Here is an 18,189-nt window from a genome sequence, read left to right on the forward strand (position 1 = left end):
CGATCGGCGCCCCGGCTTGAAAGTGGCGGCGGCCTGCGCTTCAACCGCGGGCGATGCACGACGTCGTTCGCCCGCCCCATCCGCTGCGCCGCCGCCTGCCGGACGACGCGCAGGTGTCGTTCTGGACCGCGCCGGACGGGTGGCGGATTCGGCGGTTCGACTGGCCGGCGCGCGCAGGCGAATCCGCCGACGGCGGCACGATCCTGTTCGCGGGCGGGCGCGGCGACATCTTCGAGAAATATCTGGAGACGTTCGATCATTGGCACCGCCGCGGCTGGGCGGTCGTCGCGTTCGACTGGCGCGGCCACGGCGGTTCGGGCCGCAGCGCCGGGCGCGCGAGCGTCGGCCATGTCGACAGCTTCGGCGATCTGGTCGGCGACCTGGCCGCGCTGTGGCAGGGCCTGGCCGCGATGCCGGGCCCGCGCATCGCGATCGGCCATTCGATGGGCGGCCATGTCGTGCTGCGCGCGCTGGCCGAGCGGGCGATCGCGCCCGATGCCGCGGTGCTGCTGTCGCCGATGGTCCGGATCCGCTCGCCGCTCGGCGACCGGCTGAGCGGCGCGCTGGCGCACTGGCGGGCGCGGCGCGGCGACCCGGCGCGGCCCGCCTGGCGCCCCCGCCCCGCGACCGGCACGCAGGTCGATTCGGATGCGATGCTGACCGGCGACTATGGCCGGCTGCTCGACGAGCATTGGTGGCACGAGCGGATGCCCGGGTTGCGCCTGGGGCCGCCGAGCTGGGGCTGGCTGGCGGAGGCGTTCGCATCCAGCCGGCGGCTGCGCGGCGATACCGCGGCGCTGCGGCGGATCGCGGTGCCGGTGCTGGTACTGGCGGCGGACGGCGACCGGCTGACCGATTCCCGGGCAAGCGCGCGCGTGGCCCGTCATCTGCCGGACGGGCAGATGACCCGCTTCGCCGCCGGCGCTGGCCATGAACTGCTGCGCGAGGTCGATGCCGTGCGCAATCCCGCGCTCGCCGCGATCGACGCGTTCCTGGCCGCGGTCTAGCTCAGCGGCGCGGCACGGTGCAGCTGGTGCGGCCGGGATCGACGATATGCACGCCACGCGCGTCGCGGTTCTCCTCGCGCTCGAAATAGACGGCGGGCTCGCCCGAACGGTCGCGCTGGAGGTGGCCGACCGCGCCGGAGAACGGGCCGGACACCAGCCGGATGGTGTCGCCGCCCGCGCGCACGTAGCGGCCCGCGGCATGCGCGGTGCGGTAGCTGCCGTTCGCGCCGAGCGTCAGCGTGCCCATGTTCGAGAACCGCAGCTCGTCATGGAAGTCCTGGCCCGCGACGATGCCGCCGATGCGCTCCATCCAGGCACAGGTCAGCGTAGCCGCCGGAATCGTGCCCGAACCCGGTGCCGACGCCGGCGGCGGCGCGACGCGTGTCCCAGCCGGTGCCGCGACCGGCGTCGCGGCCGGGCGCCCGGGCGCTGCCGCCTGAGCGCGCAACTGTTCCCCGCGCGCGACCAGCGCCTCCATGTCCGACGACATCCGCTCGATCGACGCCAGCAACGCGGCGTCGTCCATCGCGCGGAAGCGCCCGCCGTCCGCCGCCGCCACCGCACCGCCGCAGTCGGGCACCGCCCCGGTCGCATCGGGGTGCCGCGCCTGAAGCTCGGTCATCGCCGTCACCATGTCCGCGCAGCCCGTCCTCAGCATCGCGACGAGCGCGGGCAGGCTGGCCGGTTCGGTGGATCGCTGCTGCGCCGCTGCGGGCAGGGACGCGGACGCCGCGGCGAGCGCGGCGAGGGTCACGCCCGCCGCCCTCATGCGCCACCCGCCGCCAGCAGCGCGCCGATCATCAGCGCGCCGCCGATCCAGATCATCCCGGTGCCCGGCGCCGACACCGGCGGATTGAGCTCCAGCGCCGACGACGCCGGTCGCGCGGGATCGTAATAGGCGCGCACTGCCGTGCCCGCGCCGTGCGCGTCGAGCCAGCGGTCGGCCTCGTCGCGGGCCTGGAAGGGCGCGTCGAACCACCGCGCCCTGCGGCCCTCGAACTCGGCGCCGTCGACGGCATAGCGATAGCGCACCTGCGGCTCCCAATATTCGACTTCGCGATTGTCGTCGTCGAGCGTCATGCGCGCGCGCAACGACGACGCCACGATCGCCGCGTCGACCGATGGCCACGCGCCGTAGCTGCGCGCCCGCCCGCGCCACGCCAGCCAGCGCCAGACCCCGGCGACCAGCACGCCCATCCCGACCAGCACCAGCCCCATTTGCAGCATCGCACACGCTCCCGCCCGCAGGCGGGCGACCGCGCTCCCGTCCGGAAGTGCCGGTCGCCCGCGCCGCCGATCAATTCTGGACGATCACCTGGATGTTCGCGCCCCCCGGCGCGATGACGTTGGCGCCGCCCGATGCGACGACGTTGGCACCGCCCGGCGCGATCACGCGCGCATCGGCAAGGGGATATTTGGTGCCCGCGATGTCGATCATCGTCGCGCCCTTGTCGGTGATGATGCGCGATCCGGCTGGCGCGAACTTGCTGACCGTCTTCTTGCGGAAATACGGGAATTTTTCGCCGTTGTTGTTGTCCCACGGCGCGCAGCCCCACACGAAGATGTTGACCACACCGTTGCAGCCATTGGCCTGCGCCGGCGCGGCCAGCATCGTCGTCGCCAGCAGGCCCGCCGCCCCGAGCGTCGCGAGATGTCGTGTCATTCCTTGCCCTTTCGCCAGTTGAACCCGAGCGGATCGCGCGGTCGGGCGGGCGCGGCAATGCGCGTGCAACCGGGGGGCGTAGGGCCGGGACCAAAGCGCCGGCGGGGCCGTTCGTCGCGACGAACGTCGTGTCCGTCGCGGGGGCGTAGGCTGGGACCGAGCAGGCGCGGCGCGGCGCCACCTGCCCGAAAATGAAAGAGGCCGCCGGGCGCCCTGTGGCGACCCGGCGACCTCCGACATGGTCAGCGGCCGGAGAGCTCCAGCCCGGGAGACCATGCGGACCGCTTCGCTGTCACTGGCGGCGTTGACTGGAGGAGGATTCCTCCCGCGCGCCCTGCCGATGGAGGTGATCCACCGGCGCGTGACAGATCAGCGGCGCGTCTCCCGAACGAACTGAACCGACCCCATTGCTGAACCATGAGACATCGGATCACCTCCTTTCGCTTGTTGAACACGAGTGCGCCGTCACCCGACGCACCACCAATGTGAATCGCGGGCGCGCCGCTTTCAAGTCTTGTAATGCGCGCAAAACCCGTCAGGATCATGCGCCTTGCCTGCGGCTCAGCCCCGGCAGTCCTCGACCACGCGCAGCACCTCCGCCCACGCCGGAATCACCAGCGTCTCGAGCGGGGCGGCCTCCACCACGAAACGCCCGCGGCTGAACCCCATCGCGTCGAGCAGCGGGTCGGCCACGCCCAGCGTCGTCGCGCTATAGGCTGGCGTGCCGCCGGTCGGCTGCGCGCCGAGCGTGCGCGCGGTCGTGCTGGTGCGCACCGTCATCGTGCGCACCTCGCCCGGTCGCGAGAGGTAGATCGCGCCCGACCCCCGGTCGCATCGCACCACGAAGCGCGCGTCCACCCCGACCGCACCGAACATCGCCACCGATCCGCGCCCGTCTGTGCGGTAGCTCCAGGTGCCGGGCGTCACCGGCCAGTCGCGCCAGTCGCTCGATGCAGCGGCGGGCGGCGGCGGCGTGACCGGTCGTGGCAGGGGACGCGGCGGCGCGACCGGGGTCGGCGCCGGCTCGGGCGCGCCGGCACAGGCGGCGACGAGCGTCAGGACGGCAAGCGTGGCGGGGATACGGATGCGCATCCGCCCGCTATGGGCCATGCGCCCGCCCCGCTCAACCGCGGCGACGGCGAACGGATGCGGGTACGCGGGGAATGGCACGGGAACCGCGCGCGCCCTCCGCCGGTTCAGCGGGGGATTTCCACGGACAAGAAGAGACCCGCCATGACCACGCCCCCCGCCGAGGCCGCGAGCCTGCTGCTCGTCCAGGCCAATGTCACCGGCACGCTGAAGCTGAAGAGCCGCGACGGCGATTCGATCGGCACCGTCCACGCGCTGATGGTCCACAAGGGCACCGGCCGCACCACCCATGCAGTGCTGAGCCTGGGCGGCTTCATGGGGCTCGGCAAGAGCTTCTACGCGGTGCCGTTCGAGCTGCTCGGCTACGACATCGCCAACGATAGCTACACCATCACCGTCGACCGCCGCCTGCTGGAGGGCGGCCCCAGCTGGTCGAACAACGCGCCCGTGTTCGACCAGGCCTACGCCGACCGCGTCGCGGGCTATTACGGCACGCGGGCGGAGGTGCTGGCAGAGGGGTGAGGCGCCCTTTTCAGGCTTGCCTCCTCCCTAAATCCGTTCGCCTCGAGTAGTCATCGAGCTTGTCGAGACGACGTATCGAGAGGTGGGTGCCTCATGGAGAAAGCCTCTCGATACGGGCTCTCGACAAGCTCGATCCCTACTCGAGGCGAACGGCTGAAATCAAAAGCCGAGCCTACCGATCATACGCCTTCGGCAGCGCGCCCTCGACCACATTGAGATAGCGGTTCCTGAGCTGCCGCTGTCGCGAGTCCATCGGTTGGGGCTGGCCGTCGATCCACACCGCGGTCGGGGCAGACGCGAGCTCCAGGGGGTCGCCGTCCCACACCACCACGTCGGCGCGGCGACCGGGGCGGAGCGAGCCGATCTCGCTGCCCATGCCGACGACTTCGGCGGGCTTCGACGTGATCGCGGCGAACGCCTCGCCCCAGCTGAGGCCGATCGATCCCGGTACCTTCTGAATCGCGACGAGGTTGCCGGCGAACTGTTTCAGAACATGCTCGCCGCCCGATCCGTCGTAGAGGATACCGACGGTGACGCCCGCACGGATCATGCGGCCGACGTTCGATTCGGTCGCGGCCAGCTTCTCGAACGAGGCGGGCAGGTCGGCGAGCGCGCTGGCCATCACCGGCACGCGCGCGGCGGCGATCTCGCGCGCGACCATCCACCCTTCCGCGGCGCCGGTGATGATGAGCTTCATCCGCGGATAACGGGTCGGCAGCGTCAGCACCTGGCGGATGTCGCTGGCGCGTTCGACATGGACGACCAACGGCATCGACCCGTCGAGCACTTTCAGCAGCGCGGCGGCATCGGCGCGGGTCAGGATCGCATCCTTGCTGCGCCCGTCGAAACTGCCCGGCGCGCGGGCGTAGTCGGCGGCCTGCGCCAGCGCGTCGTGCAGCGCGGCATAGGCGGCGGGCCGGCTGCCCCCGGCGTTGCGGGCGCCGCCCTCCCCCAGCTCGACGTACTGAAAGACGCGCGGCTTGGTGAGCGGCGACGGATCGGCACCAAGGTCGATGACCGCGCCCTGCCCGGCCCAGATCGATCCGCCCGCATCGGGCGCGACGATCGCGCGAGTGACGCCGCCGACGCGTTCGTTGGCGATCATCACCGTGTCCGGATTGATCGCGACGGAGACGTCGATCGAGGCGTTGTAGGGCGACTGGCGCGATCCGCTGTCGTTGCTTTCCTGCACGCCGCCGGCGTCGACCAGCCCCAGGCTGCCGATCCCCGCGGTCATCCCGGCAGTGACCCATTTGCCGCGCGCATCGACGACCTGCGCGCCGGCAGGGACCGAAACGCCCGCACCGGCAGCGACGATGCGCCCGTCGCGCAGCACCACGGTCCCGTTTTCGATCGGGGCGGAGCCATCACCGATCGCGACGGTGCCGCCGGTGATGGCGATGGTCTGCGCCGCAGCAGGCGTGGCGATCAGCGCGGCGGCGGCGAGCAACAGGGCCTTCACTTCACGTCTCCCATGCCGGGCTGGCCAAGTTCGAAATCGCTGACCGGGCGTCGGCGCGGGTCGCTAGAGTCATAAAGCATCGCGCCGTCCACCCACACTTTCTCGGGTCGCGAATAGACGCTGAAGGGATCGCCGTTCCACAGCACGACGTCGGCCATCTTGCCGGGTTTCAGCGACCCGGTGCGGTCGTCGATGCCGAGCGCCCTTGCCGGGTTGATCGCCAGCCAGCGCCAGGCCGCGGCGTCGCTCACCTGGATGCCGGCGCGGCGACCGGCGGACAAAGCCTTGGCGACTTCCTGGTTCAGCCGCTGGATGCCGTTCTCGTCGTCGGAATGGATCATCACGCACGCCCCCGCCTTTTCCAGCAGGGCGAGGTTTTCGTGGATGCCGTCGTAGCTTTCCATCTTGAAGCCGTACCAGTCGGCCCAGACGGCGGCGCAGACGCCGTTCGCCTTCAGCAGGTCGCCGATCTTGTACGCCTCGACCGCGTGGTGGAAGGCGCTGACCTTGTATCCAAACTCCTTGGCCATATCCATAACGATGGCCATTTCGTCGGCGCGGTAGCAGTGGTTCTGGACGCGGATCTCGCCATCGAGCACGCCGCGCAGCGTATCCATCGCGATGTCGCGCGCGGGCGGATCGCCGCCGTCCTTCTCATATTTGGTCCAGCGCCGGTCGTATTCCTGCGCGCGCGCCCACGTCGCGCGATCGACCGCGATATTGCCCATCCGGGTCGATGGCTGCCGGCCCTTTGCGCCATAGACGCGCTTCGGATTCTCGCCGCACGCCATCTTCAGGCCGTAGGGCGCGCCAGGGAATTTCATCCCCTGCATGGTGCGGGCATAGACGTTCTTGAGCACGACCGATCGCCCGCCGAACAGGTTGGCGGAGCCGGGCAGGATCTGGAGCGTGGTGACCCCGCCATTGGCCAGCGCGCGGCTGAAGCCCGGATCCTGCGGCCAGACGCTGTGTTCGGCCCAGACATCGGCGGTGACCGGGCCGGTCGCCTCGTTCCCGTCCGAATTGGCCTGGACGCCGGGGCTGGGATAGTCGCCCAGATGGCTGTGGATATCGATGATGCCGGGGGTGAGCACCTTGCCCGCGCCGTCGATCACGGTCGCGCCGGCGGGGGCGTCGACGCTCTGGCCGATCGCGACGATCTTGCCATCCGCGAACAGCGCCGACCCGCCGTCGATGCGCCCGCCCTCCCCGTCGAAGATCGTGACATTGCGCACCAGGGTCGGCACACCCGGATAGGCACGGTAGGTCGAGGGGAACGGATCGCGCGCGTAGGTCTTGCCCGGCTGCTTGGCAGGCGCCGACGACGCGGTCTTCGGCGGCGTCTTCTCGGCACAGGCGGCCAGCGCACTCGCGGCCAGCAACATCGCGGCAAACCGCGCGGATCGAAGCGTCATGGATGTCCCCCTTGTGTCTGGCGGCATCGTAGAGGCGGGCGCGGCGGCGTTACAAGCGCGTCGGCGCGCAGTTGGCGACATGGGGGCGTTGATTGGTCGCGGCCCGCACCTGCCCTTGTCCGCCGGGGGGCGTGTCGCGTAGGCGTACAGGCGAACAGTTTTAAAAGGAGACGCGATTATGGCCGACACGGTAACCGGGCTCGAACTGCGCTCTAAGGTCACGAGCGCGGGCAAGCTGGAGCTTTCGCTGGAGCCGGTGACGCTCGAGGCGCCGGGCGACGACGAGGTGATCGTTCGCGTGCAGGCGGCGCCGATCAACCCGTCCGACCTGGGGCTCCTGATCGGCCCCGCCGACGTCGCGTCGATGGTCGCGGGCGGCACCGCGGATCGCCCGACCCTGACGCTGGACGTACCGGCGGAGCGGATGGGAATGCTGAAGGCGCGGATCGACCAGTCGCTGCCGGTCGGCAACGAGGGCGCGGGCGAGGTGATCGCGGCGGGCGCCAACGTTACCGACCTGCTCGGCAAGACCGTCGGCATGCTCGGCGGGGCGATGTACACGCAAGTCCGCAAGCTGCCGGCAAAGGACTGCGTGCCGCTGAAGGACGGCCAGACTGCCGCCGACGGCGCGTCGATGTTCGTCAACCCGCTGACCGCGCTGGGCTTTGTCGAGACGATGCGGATGGAGGGGCATACCGCCATCGTCCACACCGCGGCGGCCTCGAACCTCGGCCAGATGCTCAACCGCATCTGCATCGCCGACGGCGTGCCGCTGGTGAACGTGGTGCGCAGCGCGGAGCAGGCCGATATCCTGCGCGCGATCGGCGCCACCCACATCGTCGATTCGACCGCGCCCGATTTCCGCGACGCGCTGACCGACGCGATCGCCGAGACCGTCGCGACCATCGCGTTCGACGCGATCGGCGGGGGCAAGCTCGGCGGGCAGATCCTGGGCGCGATGGAGGCCGCCGCCAGCCGCAGCGCCGCCGAATACAGCCGCTACGGCTCGACCACCTTCAAGCAGCTCTACATCTACGGCGCGCTCGATACCGGGCCGACGGTGCTGAACCGCAACTTCGGCTTTTCGTGGGCGGTCAGCGGCTGGCTGCTGACCCCGTTCATGGGCAAGGCCGGGCGCGAGGTCGTTGGGCGGATGCGCGGGCGCGTGGTCGACGAGCTGACGACGACCTTTGCGAGCAATTACACCCGCACGATCGGCCTGGCCGAGGCACTGAACCCCGACGTGCTGGCCGCGTACAACCGCAAGGCGACCGGCGAGAAATATCTGATCGACCCCTCGCGCTAGGAAAACGCGGGCGGGGTGGAACATATCGGGCCCCTCGCCCATATTCCGTGGCGATGGCTATCCAGATCCGCACCACCCTCGACGAGCCGGAGACCGGCCAGTCGTTCGTCCCGCACCGCCCCGCCCGTCCGCCCAAGGCCGAAGGCGGGCGGCGGCTGGAGATCGTCAGCGACTACGAACCCTCGGGCGACCAGCCGGTGGCCATCAAGGAGCTGGTCGAGGCGGCGCGCGCCGGTGAGCGCGACCAGGTGCTGCTGGGCGTCACCGGCTCGGGCAAGACCTTCACGATGGCGAAGGTCATTGAGGCGCTGCAGCGCCCGGCGCTGATCCTCGCGCCGAACAAGATCCTCGCCGCGCAGCTGTACGGTGAGTTCAAGTCGTTCTTCCCGAACAACGCGGTCGAATATTTCGTCAGCTACTACGACTATTACCAGCCCGAAGCCTATGTGCCGCGGTCGGACACTTATATCGAGAAGGAAAGCTCGACCAACGAATCGATCGACCGGATGCGCCATTCCGCCACCCGGTCGCTGCTGGAGCGCGACGACGTCATCATCGTCGCGTCGGTATCGTGCCTGTACGGCATCGGTTCGGTCGAGACCTATTCGGCGATGATCTTCGACCTGAAGAAAGGCCAAGTGGTCGACCAGCGCGAGATCGTGCGCAAGCTCGTCGCTCTCCAGTACAAGCGCAACGATGCCGCCTTCCAGCGCGGCAATTTCCGCGTGCGCGGCGACAACCTCGAGATTTTCCCGTCGCATTACGAGGATTCGGCGTGGCGCATCTCGTTCTTCGGCGACGACATCGAGGAGATCGTCGAATTCGATCCGCTGACCGGCCAGAAGGTCGCGAGCCTGAATTCGGTGCGCGTCTATGCCAACAGCCACTACGTCACGCCCGGCCCGACGCTGAAGCAGGCGAGCGAGGCGATCAAGTTCGAGCTGGCCGACCGGTTGCAGGAGCTGGTGACCGAGGGGAAATTGCTGGAGGCGCAGCGGCTGGAGCAGCGCACCAATTTCGACCTGGAGATGATCGCCGCTACGGGAAGTTGCGCAGGCATCGAGAATTACAGCCGGTTCCTGACCGGGCGGATGCCGGGCGAGCCGCCCCCCACGCTGTTTGAATATCTGCCAGAGAACGCGCTGCTGTTCGTCGACGAGAGCCACCAGACGATCGGGCAGATCAACGGCATGTCGCGCGGCGACCACCGGCGGAAACTGACGCTGGCCGAATACGGCTTCCGCCTGCCCTCCGCGATCGACAACCGGCCGTTGCGCTTCAACGAGTGGGAGGCGATGCGCCCGCAGACGACCTACGTCTCGGCGACGCCGGGCGAATGGGAAATGGAGCAGACCGGCGGCGTGTTCGCCGAACAGGTCATCCGCCCGACCGGCCTGATCGACCCGCCGGTCGAAATCAGACCCGTCGAGGAGCAGGTCCAGGATCTGATCCAAGAGTGCAAGAAGACCACCGAGATGGGCTATCGCACGCTTGTCACCACGCTCACCAAGCGCATGGCGGAGGACCTGACCGAATATATGCACGAGGCGGGGCTGAAGGTCCGCTACATGCATTCGGACGTCGAGACGCTGGAGCGGATCGAGCTGATCCGCGACTTGCGGCTCGGGGTCTATGACGTGCTGATCGGCATCAACCTGCTGCGCGAGGGGCTGGATATCCCCGAATGCGGGCTGGTCGCGATCCTCGATGCCGACAAGGAGGGGTTCCTGCGCTCCGAAACCTCGCTGATCCAGACGATCGGGCGCGCGGCGCGCAACGTCGAGGGACGGGTGATCCTGTACGCCGACCGCATGACCGGCAGCATGGAGCGCGCGCTCAACGAAACCAACCGCCGCCGCGAGAAGCAGCAGGCTTATAATGCCGAGCACGGCATCACCCCGACCACGATCAAGCGCGACATCGGCGACATCATCGCGCATGTTGCGTCCAAGGATCAGGTGACGGTCGCGATCGACGAGGATCGCCCGCACATGGTCGGCCACAATCTGCGCGCCTACATCGAATCGCTCGAAAAGAAGATGCGCGACGCCGCCGCCAACCTGGAGTTCGAGGAGGCCGGGCGCCTGCGCGACGAAATCCGCGGGCTGGAGCAGGAGGAACTCGGCCTCCCCGCCCCCGAACGCAGCGCCGCGCCGATCATGGGCCGCAGCAACGAGGGCAAGCCCGGCACCCGCAAGACCCGCTACGGCAAGAGCCAGAAGATGCGGATGGGCGGCGGGCGACGGTCCTGACGCTTTTCGCGAGCGTCGCTCCGAGTAAAATTCGGCAGGATCAGGACTTTAGCCGAAAGCACCCCCTCCGGACATGTGTATGAGTGTTGCTGGTTTTTGTAAGAATCAGTGAATCGTCCAGCTTGCGGCTATCAGTATCCGACAGCTATCTGGCTAGCACTTGTCACGATGATGCGCGTCGGATACGTTCATTTCAGGACACGCATAGAAGTCTAATAAGGGGGTTTACCATGATCGAACAGGCTAATTCGCCGTCGAAGAGCAACGTTTGGGTCGAACCGACCATCCAGGTACTCGACGTTGCCGAAACCGAAGCATCGCCACTTCGCGGCGGCGACGGCGCCACGCGGTACGCGGACTGCACCCGCTCGTAAGACGCGATTTTTCGTGCGATCGCTGAACGGCGTTCGCGCGGACACTGGTGTCGATAGTCGTGGCGATGGCCCCACCGGGCCGTCGCCTCTACTTTTGTGCGCAGGCGCATGCGTCGGGCGGCACCTGCGATTCGGCGCCGGCGCGCCGATCCTACAGCAGGATGAGGTCGGTCGGCGCGCCCGGCACGACCACCCGGGCTTCGACGCCCAGCCGCCGGTCGAGGAACACGACCTCGCCGTCCAGTTCGTCGCGCACCGACCGGTCGCCATAAGACGACGCGCCGACGATGATCGCATCCGGCGCGATCGCCAGGCCACGGGTCATTCGGTCCGACACCTTCACCTTCAGCCCGGTCGAATTGATGAGCGTCCCCTCCAGCGATCCGCAATGCCAGACGGTGCCGTCGGCATCGACGACGATATCATGGCAGCCGTGACCGTCGAGCGTTTCGCGCGCCACCTCTCGCCACTGCGGATCGAGCCGCACCAGCTCGCTGCGCCGGTTCGCACCCGTAAGGCCGTTGTGCAGCATCACCGCGACCTGTCCGTCGATCACGGCGATGCCGTTCATATGGCGGTAGCAGGCGTCGCCTACACCGGCGGTTCCGGGCGCGATCGGGTGGCGCACGTCGATCGGAGCGCCGTCCAGCGTAAAGCGCGGCACGCACTGGTTGCGCGTATCGACCACGCACAGCGCGTCGTCGACGACGCCGACCTGATGGCATTGATTGTCGAGGCCCTTCACCAGAACGACCGGCGATTCCAGCTGCCCGTCGGCCAGTGTCAGCCGGACGATGCGCCCGCGGTTGCTGGGCTCGCTCGGTCGGTCGCAGGCTTCGAACAGATAGATGGCGTCGCGGTGGCGCCGCACGCCGAAGAAAAATCCGTGCGCGACACGGCGCACCCGTTCGTCACGCGCGACCGCGAACACGCCTTGGCGCGATGCGACCAGACAATCGAATCCGCGCACGTCGGTATCGGCCAGCCGTACCGTGTCGGTCGCATAGGCATGAGCCGACATGGCGGCGCGGATACGGCGTTCGGGAAAGCTGGGCGCGGCCATCGCGGCGGGGTGACCGACCGCGGCGGCGTGGTCAACCACCGACAGCACCGGACGCGCGCGGCGTGATGCGCAGCGGCATCTATGCGCTGGTCGACCTGTCGGACGCGCCGATCGCGCCGGAGGACGCGCGCGCGATCGGGCTGACCGGCGACGGCGGTCCGGTCGCGGCGCGTGGCCATGATCCCGCCACGCCGGACGCCGTGAGCGCGGCGGATGACGGCGAGCGGCGCACCATCCTGGTCGGCTGGCTCGACGACGCCTGCGCGCTGGCGGATCGCCTGGGCGTCGCGCGCGACATGCCGCTCGCCCGACTGGCGCGGGTCGCGCTCGACCGTTTCGGCGCGGATACGCCGCGCGACATGCCGGGCGAATGGTCGCTGTTCGACTGGCACGCGAGCCGCGGCGTGACCGTGATGTGCGCCGCCGGGCGTCGCGACATGCTGCTCTACGCGGTCGACGGGCCGCGGGTGGCGGTTGCTCCTGACATCGCCGCACTCGCGCGGATCGACTGGATCGGACGCACGCTCGACCCGGTGGGCATGATGTTCACTTACGCGCGCTACGCCGTGCGCAGGCACCGGGGCGACCGGACGATCCTGGCCAGGGTGCGCGCGCTGCCCGCCGGCGGGTCGGCGGTCATCGACGCATCGGGAACGACGGTGCGCAGCAGCGCCGCACGCGATCCGCTGCCCCTGTGGCGCGGATCGTTCGAGGACGCGATGGTCGCGGTCGATGCCGTGCTGGGCGCGGCGGTCGAGCGCCGGATGGGTCCGGGGATCACCGCATCGATGCTCAGCGGCGGGCTCGATTCGTCGCTCGTCACGCAATATGCCGCGGCGGCGGCGGGCGATCCCGCCCGCCTCGTCTGCGTGACGTCGGCGGCGCCACCGCACAGCGGCCTTGTCGACGAACTGCCGTTTGCGCGCATGGTCACCGATCACCTCGGCGTGCGGCTGATCCCGGTCGTTCCGGGCGCGGACGACAATCCGTTTCGCCCGCTACCCCACATGCGCATGGACGGGGTCGGGCCGCTGACGGCGATCCGCCATTATCTCGATTCGGCACTGACCGGACAGGCGATCGCGGCGGGCGCGACGACGATCCTTGAGGGGCAATTCGGCGAATTCACGGTCTCTGCAATGGAGCAGCTGTGGCACCCGCGGCGGCGCTCGATCCGCGCGACGCTCGGGCGGCTGGGGCGGAGCCTGCTCGCGGGGCGCGCGTCCGCCGATGTCGATCCGCTGTTCCATGTCCGCTTCGCGACCCATCGGCGTAATGCCTTGCCCGACGTCATTGCCGACGCCGCGGCCCACCCCGCCCCTGCCATATTGGAGGAGCAGCCCGATGGACGTTGGCCGGCGATCGTCGGCCGCGAAAAGGTCGCGGCGATCGGTACTGAGGCTCTGGTCGGCGGCGTGCGGCAGGAACTGCCGTTCCGCGACGTCGAACTGCTGCGCCTGTTCGCGAGTTTCCCCGCATCCTTCATCGCGCGCGAGGGCATGGACCGGGCGCCCGCGCGCCACCTGATGCGCGGGCGGCTTCCCGACAGCATCCGCCTGCGTCCGAAGGGGCCGGCCATCTCGCCCGACTACGCGCTGCGGTTGCGCCGTGCCGCGCCAGCCGCGCGCGGACGCATCGCGCATTTCCGACGGCTGGGTATCGACGACTGGATCGACCTCGACTGGCTGGATGCCGCGCTCGCGGATCTGGCGGCAGGCACCGGCGACGCTGCCCGCGACAGCCACGAAACGCAGACGACCGCAGTCGCCGCCGAATTCCTGGCCGCGTGGCGTGACGGCAGCGATCCCGCTTCAGGCGGCTGACGTCGCCCGCACGGGACGGCGCAGCGCGATCACCGGCGACCCGTAGCGATCCGGCGGGTCGGCGACGAAGCCCAAGTGCGCATGGATCCGCCCGACTGGATTGTCGGCCAGCGCTTCGGTCCACGCTCCCTGGCCCCGCCGGTCGCACACCGCCAGCCACGCGCGCAGCAGGTTCAGCCCGACGCCGGTCGCGCGAAACTCCGGCAGCACCGCCATATCGACGCCGTAGCTTTCCGGTCCGTCCCAATCGATCATGATCCGCCCGATCGGGCGATCGTCGAGCGTCGCGATGCGGCGCATCGCGCGGGGATGCGCATGCGCATGGGCGTCGAGCTGCCACTCGGCCTGCTGCACCAGTATCGCATCCGGCAGCCTGTCGGCAAGCGGCGAGCAGGCGATCCACTGGGCGATCAGGAACGCGCGATCGTCGGGGGTTTCGGCGCGGCAATCGAGCCGCGGCGCCCGCCGCCTGAACGCGACGTCGAACGCGGCGTCCGGATCGACCACGGGATCGGGACCGCGGGCGGCAGGCGCCTCGGCACCGCCCATCGCAAGGGCATCGATGCGAGCGCCGCTGGCGGAAGGGGCGGTGTCGGCAAAGCCCGAGGCCGGTATGCCGGCGGTACCGGTGACGGGGCGAGGATCGCCCGAAAGCTGCTGCGCGACGCCCGGCGTAGCGCCGGGCTCTCCGGCATCGGCCACGCCTTCGGTGGCGCGCAGGTCGTCGGCGGGACCGCCGGCCGTATCAGTGGCGGCGCGGGCGCTATCAGCGACGACGGCGGTGATCGCGGCGGCGTTGGCGGCGGGAACCGTCATGGCCTGCACGCCCCTGTCACCGGATTGCGCCATCGCTTGATCGTGATCGAGAGCGCGCTAGTGTCATGCGCATGGCTACCGACGAGATCCTGCCGCGCCCGATGGTGCTCGAAGAATTCACGCCGCTGCTCGAGCGGGTCTTTCGCGCGCATTGCGTGCCGAAGGACATCGATCTGACCTTGGTCGAGGCCTATCCGCTGAAGGATCGCGGCCTCGTCACGCGGCCGCCCTTCACGCTGATCTTCCACAGCGACGCAACGGCGTTGCTCAGCCCGGGCATCTACACGCTGCGCAGCGGCAGTTTCGGCCCGGCGGCCATCTATCTCGAGGCGACCACCAGGATGCCGCACGCGCCGACAGGACATTATTACCAGGCCGTCTTCAACTGAAACGGGGGACGACCGCGCGCCGGTCGCCCCCCGATGATCGTTGACGCGAACAGGATCAGTTCCGCGACGGGAAGATGCCCTCCACCGCGATCAGCGCGGTCAGCCCCAGATAGGGATTGAGCAAGGGCACCGGGGCATTGTTCCCGGTCACCCCGACCGTGACCGTCCCGGCGACATTGACCCCGCCGAGGGCGACCGGGGTCGACGGCGTTGCCGGCGCATAGATGTACGGCAGCGCGTTGGGATCATTGTCGCCATCGATGCCGCGCGCGAGCTGATAGCCTGCGATCGGCGCGTTCGACGTCCCCTTGATATTGTTGGCGGTCAGCGTCGACGCGCCGTTGGTGAAGGTCGCCGGGTGATTGTGCGCCGGCAGCTGGGTCGAATTGAGCACTGTCGTCTCGACGCCCGAGATCTGTCCTTCGACAACAGGGGTAAGCCCCGGTCCGGTACCCGTCCCCTTGGCCAGCCGCCCGCGAAGATCGGGCAGTCCGAACGTCTGCTGGCCGTTACCGCCATAGGTTGTACCAAGTATCGAAAAGAGTGCGGTATTCTGCGCGATGGACAGCAACTGGCCCTGGCACTTCTGGTAACCGCGGATGTTGAATGTGCCACCGAAATAGACAATCATTCCAATATACGGCTCAGACATCTTTCTTCCCCCGATCCAGCAAAGCTTGCCGCCGATGCAGCTCGCGCGGAAATCTACCGTCCGAGCGTATCAGCGCGTTGAGGCGAGTCAACAATCATTACTTCCGATTTACTGCGCACGCCTGCGACGTGTCGGCGCGCAACCGTTCGAGTTCGGCGTAGGGCGCGGCGGCGTGGGCTTCCACCGCGGCGGCGATCTGCACGGTCACTTCCGCACGCTTCAGCGCTGTGTCGGCGGTGAAGGATCGTGCGGGATCCTTGGCATCGCGCCCTGCGGCGGCGCGCATCGCGGCGCGCTCGCCCGGATCGGGGCGAAAGCCGAAATGCTCCGGCACGCCGTCCAGCATCGCCGCGCCGATGTCGCCGTAATGGACCAGCATGCCGCCGCCGAGCGACAGCCCGTCCACGGCGGCGCCCATGATGCGACCGAGCACCTGCGCGGCATAGTCGGTCAGCGACGGGGCACCGTCGCCGGCGATGCCGGTCACCGCCGGGGGCAGGATACCGGGCACGACGTGGAGGCCGGGCTCGCGCGCATGCGACACCATCACTTCCTCGGGCTCGCGGTACACGAAGATCCACGGCACCTTTGGAAAGGCGGCGCGGAACAACGGCAGCGACAGGATGTGCCAGGCATCCAGCTTCAGGAAGAACCGGCGTGCGGTCCCGCTGCGATTGCGACCGAGCGTCGCGACGATGGCGCGCAGGGCCGCAACCTGGTCCTGCAGCGGCGCGCCCGACGTTGCCGCCCAGCGCACCACCGCGTCGAGCGGCTCGGGCTCGGACAGCACGATATGGTCGGATGACGCTGCCAGCATCTGCGCCGCCAGCGTCGACCCGCAGCGCGACAGGTGAAAGATCAGTCCGTCAGGCGCCAGCGACGCGTGCGCAGCGGCGCCCCGGACAAGCGTATCGAGGCTGGTGCGCACCCGCGTCGCGCGCGCGAACGGGCGAAAGCCGAGGCGCCTCACCGCGTCGAAATAGAAGGGGTCGCTGACCGGCGCCGATCCGAACCACAGCCAGTCGAAGGCGGGCGCCCCGCCGGTCGCCACCGACCTGGCGGGCAGCCAGCCGAGCGGGGGCACCGCTTCGTCGGAGGTCACCGCCCGCGAAGCGCCCGACCGCGCGAGCGCCGCAGGGTCCAGGTCGAGCCCCAGTTCCGAGGCGACGGCCAGCAGTTCGGCTGCAAATGCATCGGGGAAGGCGATGCCGCCCAGCCGCTCCTGCAACGCCGGCACTTCGGCAGCCGCGTCCAGCACGCGCGCCACCGGATCGTCGCCACCCGCCCCGCCGAAAGCGATCATCGTGTCCCCGCCCGTTGCCGGCGGGGTCCGTAACGCACCATGCTGAACGTCCTGTTGTCTAAGATCGCGGCGCACGCTACGCTGCGCATGCAACAACGGGCAAGGTGGGGGCGATGGGGGACATGGCACACGCAACGATCGATGCGGTCGACACGCTGGTCGGACCGGTCAGCCGCCGCGGCTTCATCGGGCGCTGTGCAGTCGCACCGGTGGCCGGCATCGCCGCCGGCAGCGTCGCGAGCGGCGCGGCAGCGGCGGTCGCGGGCGGCAACGTACGCGGCTTCACCGGAAAATATGCCATCGACAGCCACCGCATCATCGACGGTTTCTTCGCGGCGCCGCGCGGTCGGACCGGGATGGACGTCGTCGTCGTCCTGCCGACGCGCGGGGCGCCCGCCGGCGCCGCGGAAGCGACGGCGCGCAGCTATGCCGCACAGGGCTGGCTAGCCATCGCGCCGAACCTTGCCGCGACCTACAAGGGTGCGGCCCTGCTCGGCCAGCCGGCGATGGTCGCGGCGATGATGCGCGACCTGCCGCGTCTGAAGCGCCATGCCCGCGGCAGCGGCCGGGTGGCGGTCGTCGCCGCCTGAACGCGACGGCGTTCCACGCCGGGACAGAACGCGACGACGCCGGTTGGCAAGCCATGCGAACCGGCGCATGATGTCGGCACGATCGAGTGCCGGGCTACGGAATTTCCCGGCGTAACAGCGACATGGGCGATACATGACGACCAGCCTCCTCAACCGTGCAACCGCCGCTCTGGGCACCGTCATCGCGGCGGCCTGGACTACTGCTGCCGCCGCGCAGGAGCTGGCCGATCCGCAAGGATCGGGACCGATCGTCGGCGCGGTACGCTGGCTGCAGGGGACGCTGCTCGGCACGGTCGCCACTGTCGTCGCGGTGATCGCGATCGCATCGGTCGGGTTGCTGATGCTCACCGGGCGGATCAACTGGCGCTACGGCGCGACCGTGATCCTCGGCTGCTTTATCCTGTTCGGCGCGGCCAGCATCGTCGCGGGAATCCAGTCGACCGCCGGCGCGGGCTGAGCGGCG

19 protein-coding genes are annotated in these 18,189 nt (G+C 69.4%); 9 read left to right on the top strand and 10 right to left on the bottom strand.

What is annotated here, in order from left to right; translation table 11 throughout:
• The first annotated feature begins 53 nt into the window (after positions 1–53).
• Complete coding sequence (locus M9980_RS09940; protein WP_250750044.1) at positions 54–1,007, top strand: alpha/beta fold hydrolase; 954 nt, start codon at positions 54–56, stop codon at positions 1,005–1,007.
• A 1-nt stretch (position 1,008) separates the two neighbouring features.
• Here the strand turns inward: M9980_RS09940 and M9980_RS09945 are convergent, their stop codons facing one another.
• The 4 genes from M9980_RS09945 to M9980_RS09960 form a co-directional block, all read right to left on the bottom strand.
• Entirely contained in the window at positions 1,009–1,761 is a 753-nt protein-coding gene (locus M9980_RS09945; RefSeq protein WP_250750045.1) for a hypothetical protein, read from the bottom strand.
• An 11-nt stretch (positions 1,762–1,772) separates the two neighbouring features.
• Positions 1,773–2,234, bottom strand: coding sequence for a DUF3592 domain-containing protein (locus tag M9980_RS09950; RefSeq protein WP_250750046.1), 462 nt, complete (start codon positions 2,232–2,234; stop codon positions 1,773–1,775).
• A 70-nt stretch (positions 2,235–2,304) separates the two neighbouring features.
• On the bottom strand, positions 2,305–2,670 hold the full coding sequence (locus M9980_RS09955) for a hypothetical protein (RefSeq protein ID WP_250750047.1): 366 nt from the start codon (positions 2,668–2,670) through the stop codon (positions 2,305–2,307).
• Between the two features lie 561 nt (positions 2,671–3,231).
• Positions 3,232–3,762: a hypothetical protein gene (locus tag M9980_RS09960; RefSeq protein ID WP_250750052.1), complete on the bottom strand. Its 531-nt coding sequence runs from the start codon at positions 3,760–3,762 to the stop codon at positions 3,232–3,234.
• 141 nt (positions 3,763–3,903) lie between these two features.
• Between M9980_RS09960 and M9980_RS09965 the strand changes: the two genes are divergently transcribed.
• Positions 3,904–4,281, top strand: a complete 378-nt coding sequence (locus M9980_RS09965; RefSeq protein WP_250750053.1) for a PRC-barrel domain-containing protein — start codon at positions 3,904–3,906, stop codon at positions 4,279–4,281.
• Positions 4,282–4,453: 172 nt separating this feature from the next.
• On the opposite strand, the gene M9980_RS09970 is transcribed toward M9980_RS09965, so the two are convergent.
• Together M9980_RS09970 and M9980_RS09975 are read right to left on the bottom strand one after the other, a co-directional pair.
• The gene (locus tag M9980_RS09970; RefSeq protein ID WP_250750054.1) at positions 4,454–5,743 is read right to left on the bottom strand and encodes an amidohydrolase family protein; all 1,290 of its coding nucleotides are present in this window, start codon (positions 5,741–5,743) and stop codon (positions 4,454–4,456) included.
• Positions 5,740–7,158: an amidohydrolase gene (locus tag M9980_RS09975; protein ID WP_422921357.1), complete on the bottom strand. Its 1,419-nt coding sequence runs from the start codon at positions 7,156–7,158 to the stop codon at positions 5,740–5,742. The genes M9980_RS09970 and M9980_RS09975 overlap by 4 nt, the downstream gene beginning before the upstream one ends.
• A 178-nt stretch (positions 7,159–7,336) precedes the next feature.
• Between M9980_RS09975 and M9980_RS09980 the strand changes: the two genes are divergently transcribed.
• From M9980_RS09980 to M9980_RS09990, 3 genes are all read left to right on the top strand, one after another.
• Entirely contained in the window at positions 7,337–8,464 is a 1,128-nt protein-coding gene (locus M9980_RS09980) for a zinc-binding dehydrogenase (RefSeq protein ID WP_250750055.1), read from the top strand.
• Between the two features lie 53 nt (positions 8,465–8,517).
• Complete coding sequence (uvrB, locus tag M9980_RS09985; RefSeq protein WP_250750063.1) at positions 8,518–10,716, top strand: excinuclease ABC subunit UvrB; 2,199 nt, start codon at positions 8,518–8,520, stop codon at positions 10,714–10,716.
• A 230-nt stretch (positions 10,717–10,946) separates the two neighbouring features.
• Positions 10,947–11,090 (top strand): hypothetical protein, encoded by a 144-nt coding sequence (locus M9980_RS09990; protein WP_250750065.1) that lies wholly within the window; start codon positions 10,947–10,949, stop codon positions 11,088–11,090.
• A 151-nt stretch (positions 11,091–11,241) separates the two neighbouring features.
• Here the strand turns inward: M9980_RS09990 and M9980_RS09995 are convergent, their stop codons facing one another.
• Positions 11,242–12,153, bottom strand: a complete 912-nt coding sequence (locus M9980_RS09995; protein ID WP_250750067.1) for an NHL repeat-containing protein — start codon at positions 12,151–12,153, stop codon at positions 11,242–11,244.
• Between the two features lie 65 nt (positions 12,154–12,218).
• On the opposite strand from M9980_RS09995, the gene M9980_RS10000 reads away from it, so the two are divergent.
• Positions 12,219–13,976 (top strand): asparagine synthase-related protein, encoded by a 1,758-nt coding sequence (locus M9980_RS10000; RefSeq protein WP_250750070.1) that lies wholly within the window; start codon positions 12,219–12,221, stop codon positions 13,974–13,976.
• Here the strand turns inward: M9980_RS10000 and M9980_RS10005 are convergent.
• Positions 13,965–14,792: a GNAT family N-acetyltransferase gene (locus M9980_RS10005; RefSeq protein WP_250750073.1), complete on the bottom strand. Its 828-nt coding sequence runs from the start codon at positions 14,790–14,792 to the stop codon at positions 13,965–13,967. The two genes, M9980_RS10000 and M9980_RS10005, sit on opposite strands and share 12 nt — an antisense overlap.
• A gap of 71 nt (positions 14,793–14,863) precedes the next feature.
• On the opposite strand from M9980_RS10005, the gene M9980_RS10010 reads away from it, so the two are divergent.
• Positions 14,864–15,181: a DUF6916 family protein gene (locus tag M9980_RS10010; protein WP_250750074.1), complete on the top strand. Its 318-nt coding sequence runs from the start codon at positions 14,864–14,866 to the stop codon at positions 15,179–15,181.
• A gap of 55 nt (positions 15,182–15,236) precedes the next feature.
• Here the strand turns inward: M9980_RS10010 and M9980_RS10015 are convergent, their stop codons facing one another.
• Together M9980_RS10015 and M9980_RS10020 are read right to left on the bottom strand one after the other, a co-directional pair.
• The gene (locus M9980_RS10015; protein ID WP_250750076.1) at positions 15,237–15,833 is read right to left on the bottom strand and encodes a phage tail protein; all 597 of its coding nucleotides are present in this window, start codon (positions 15,831–15,833) and stop codon (positions 15,237–15,239) included.
• A gap of 97 nt (positions 15,834–15,930) precedes the next feature.
• Positions 15,931–17,136 carry a sulfotransferase family protein gene (locus M9980_RS10020; RefSeq protein ID WP_250750077.1) on the bottom strand — a complete coding sequence of 402 codons (1,206 nt, stop codon included), beginning with the start codon at positions 17,134–17,136 and terminating at the stop codon, positions 15,931–15,933.
• 122 nt (positions 17,137–17,258) lie between these two features.
• Between M9980_RS10020 and M9980_RS10025 the strand changes: the two genes are divergently transcribed.
• Both M9980_RS10025 and M9980_RS10030 read left to right on the top strand, forming a co-directional pair.
• A complete protein-coding gene (locus M9980_RS10025) occupies positions 17,259–17,726 on the top strand; it encodes a hypothetical protein (protein WP_250750079.1) in 468 nt (155 codons plus the stop codon).
• A 133-nt stretch (positions 17,727–17,859) separates the two neighbouring features.
• Positions 17,860–18,183 (top strand): TrbC/VirB2 family type IV secretion system protein, encoded by a 324-nt coding sequence (locus M9980_RS10030; protein ID WP_250750081.1) that lies wholly within the window; start codon positions 17,860–17,862, stop codon positions 18,181–18,183.
• Positions 18,184–18,189 lie beyond the last annotated feature (6 nt).

The sequence above is a fragment of the Sphingomonas donggukensis genome (assembly GCF_023674425.1).
GTDB classification, from domain to species: Bacteria; Pseudomonadota; Alphaproteobacteria; order Sphingomonadales; family Sphingomonadaceae; genus Sphingomonas; species Sphingomonas donggukensis.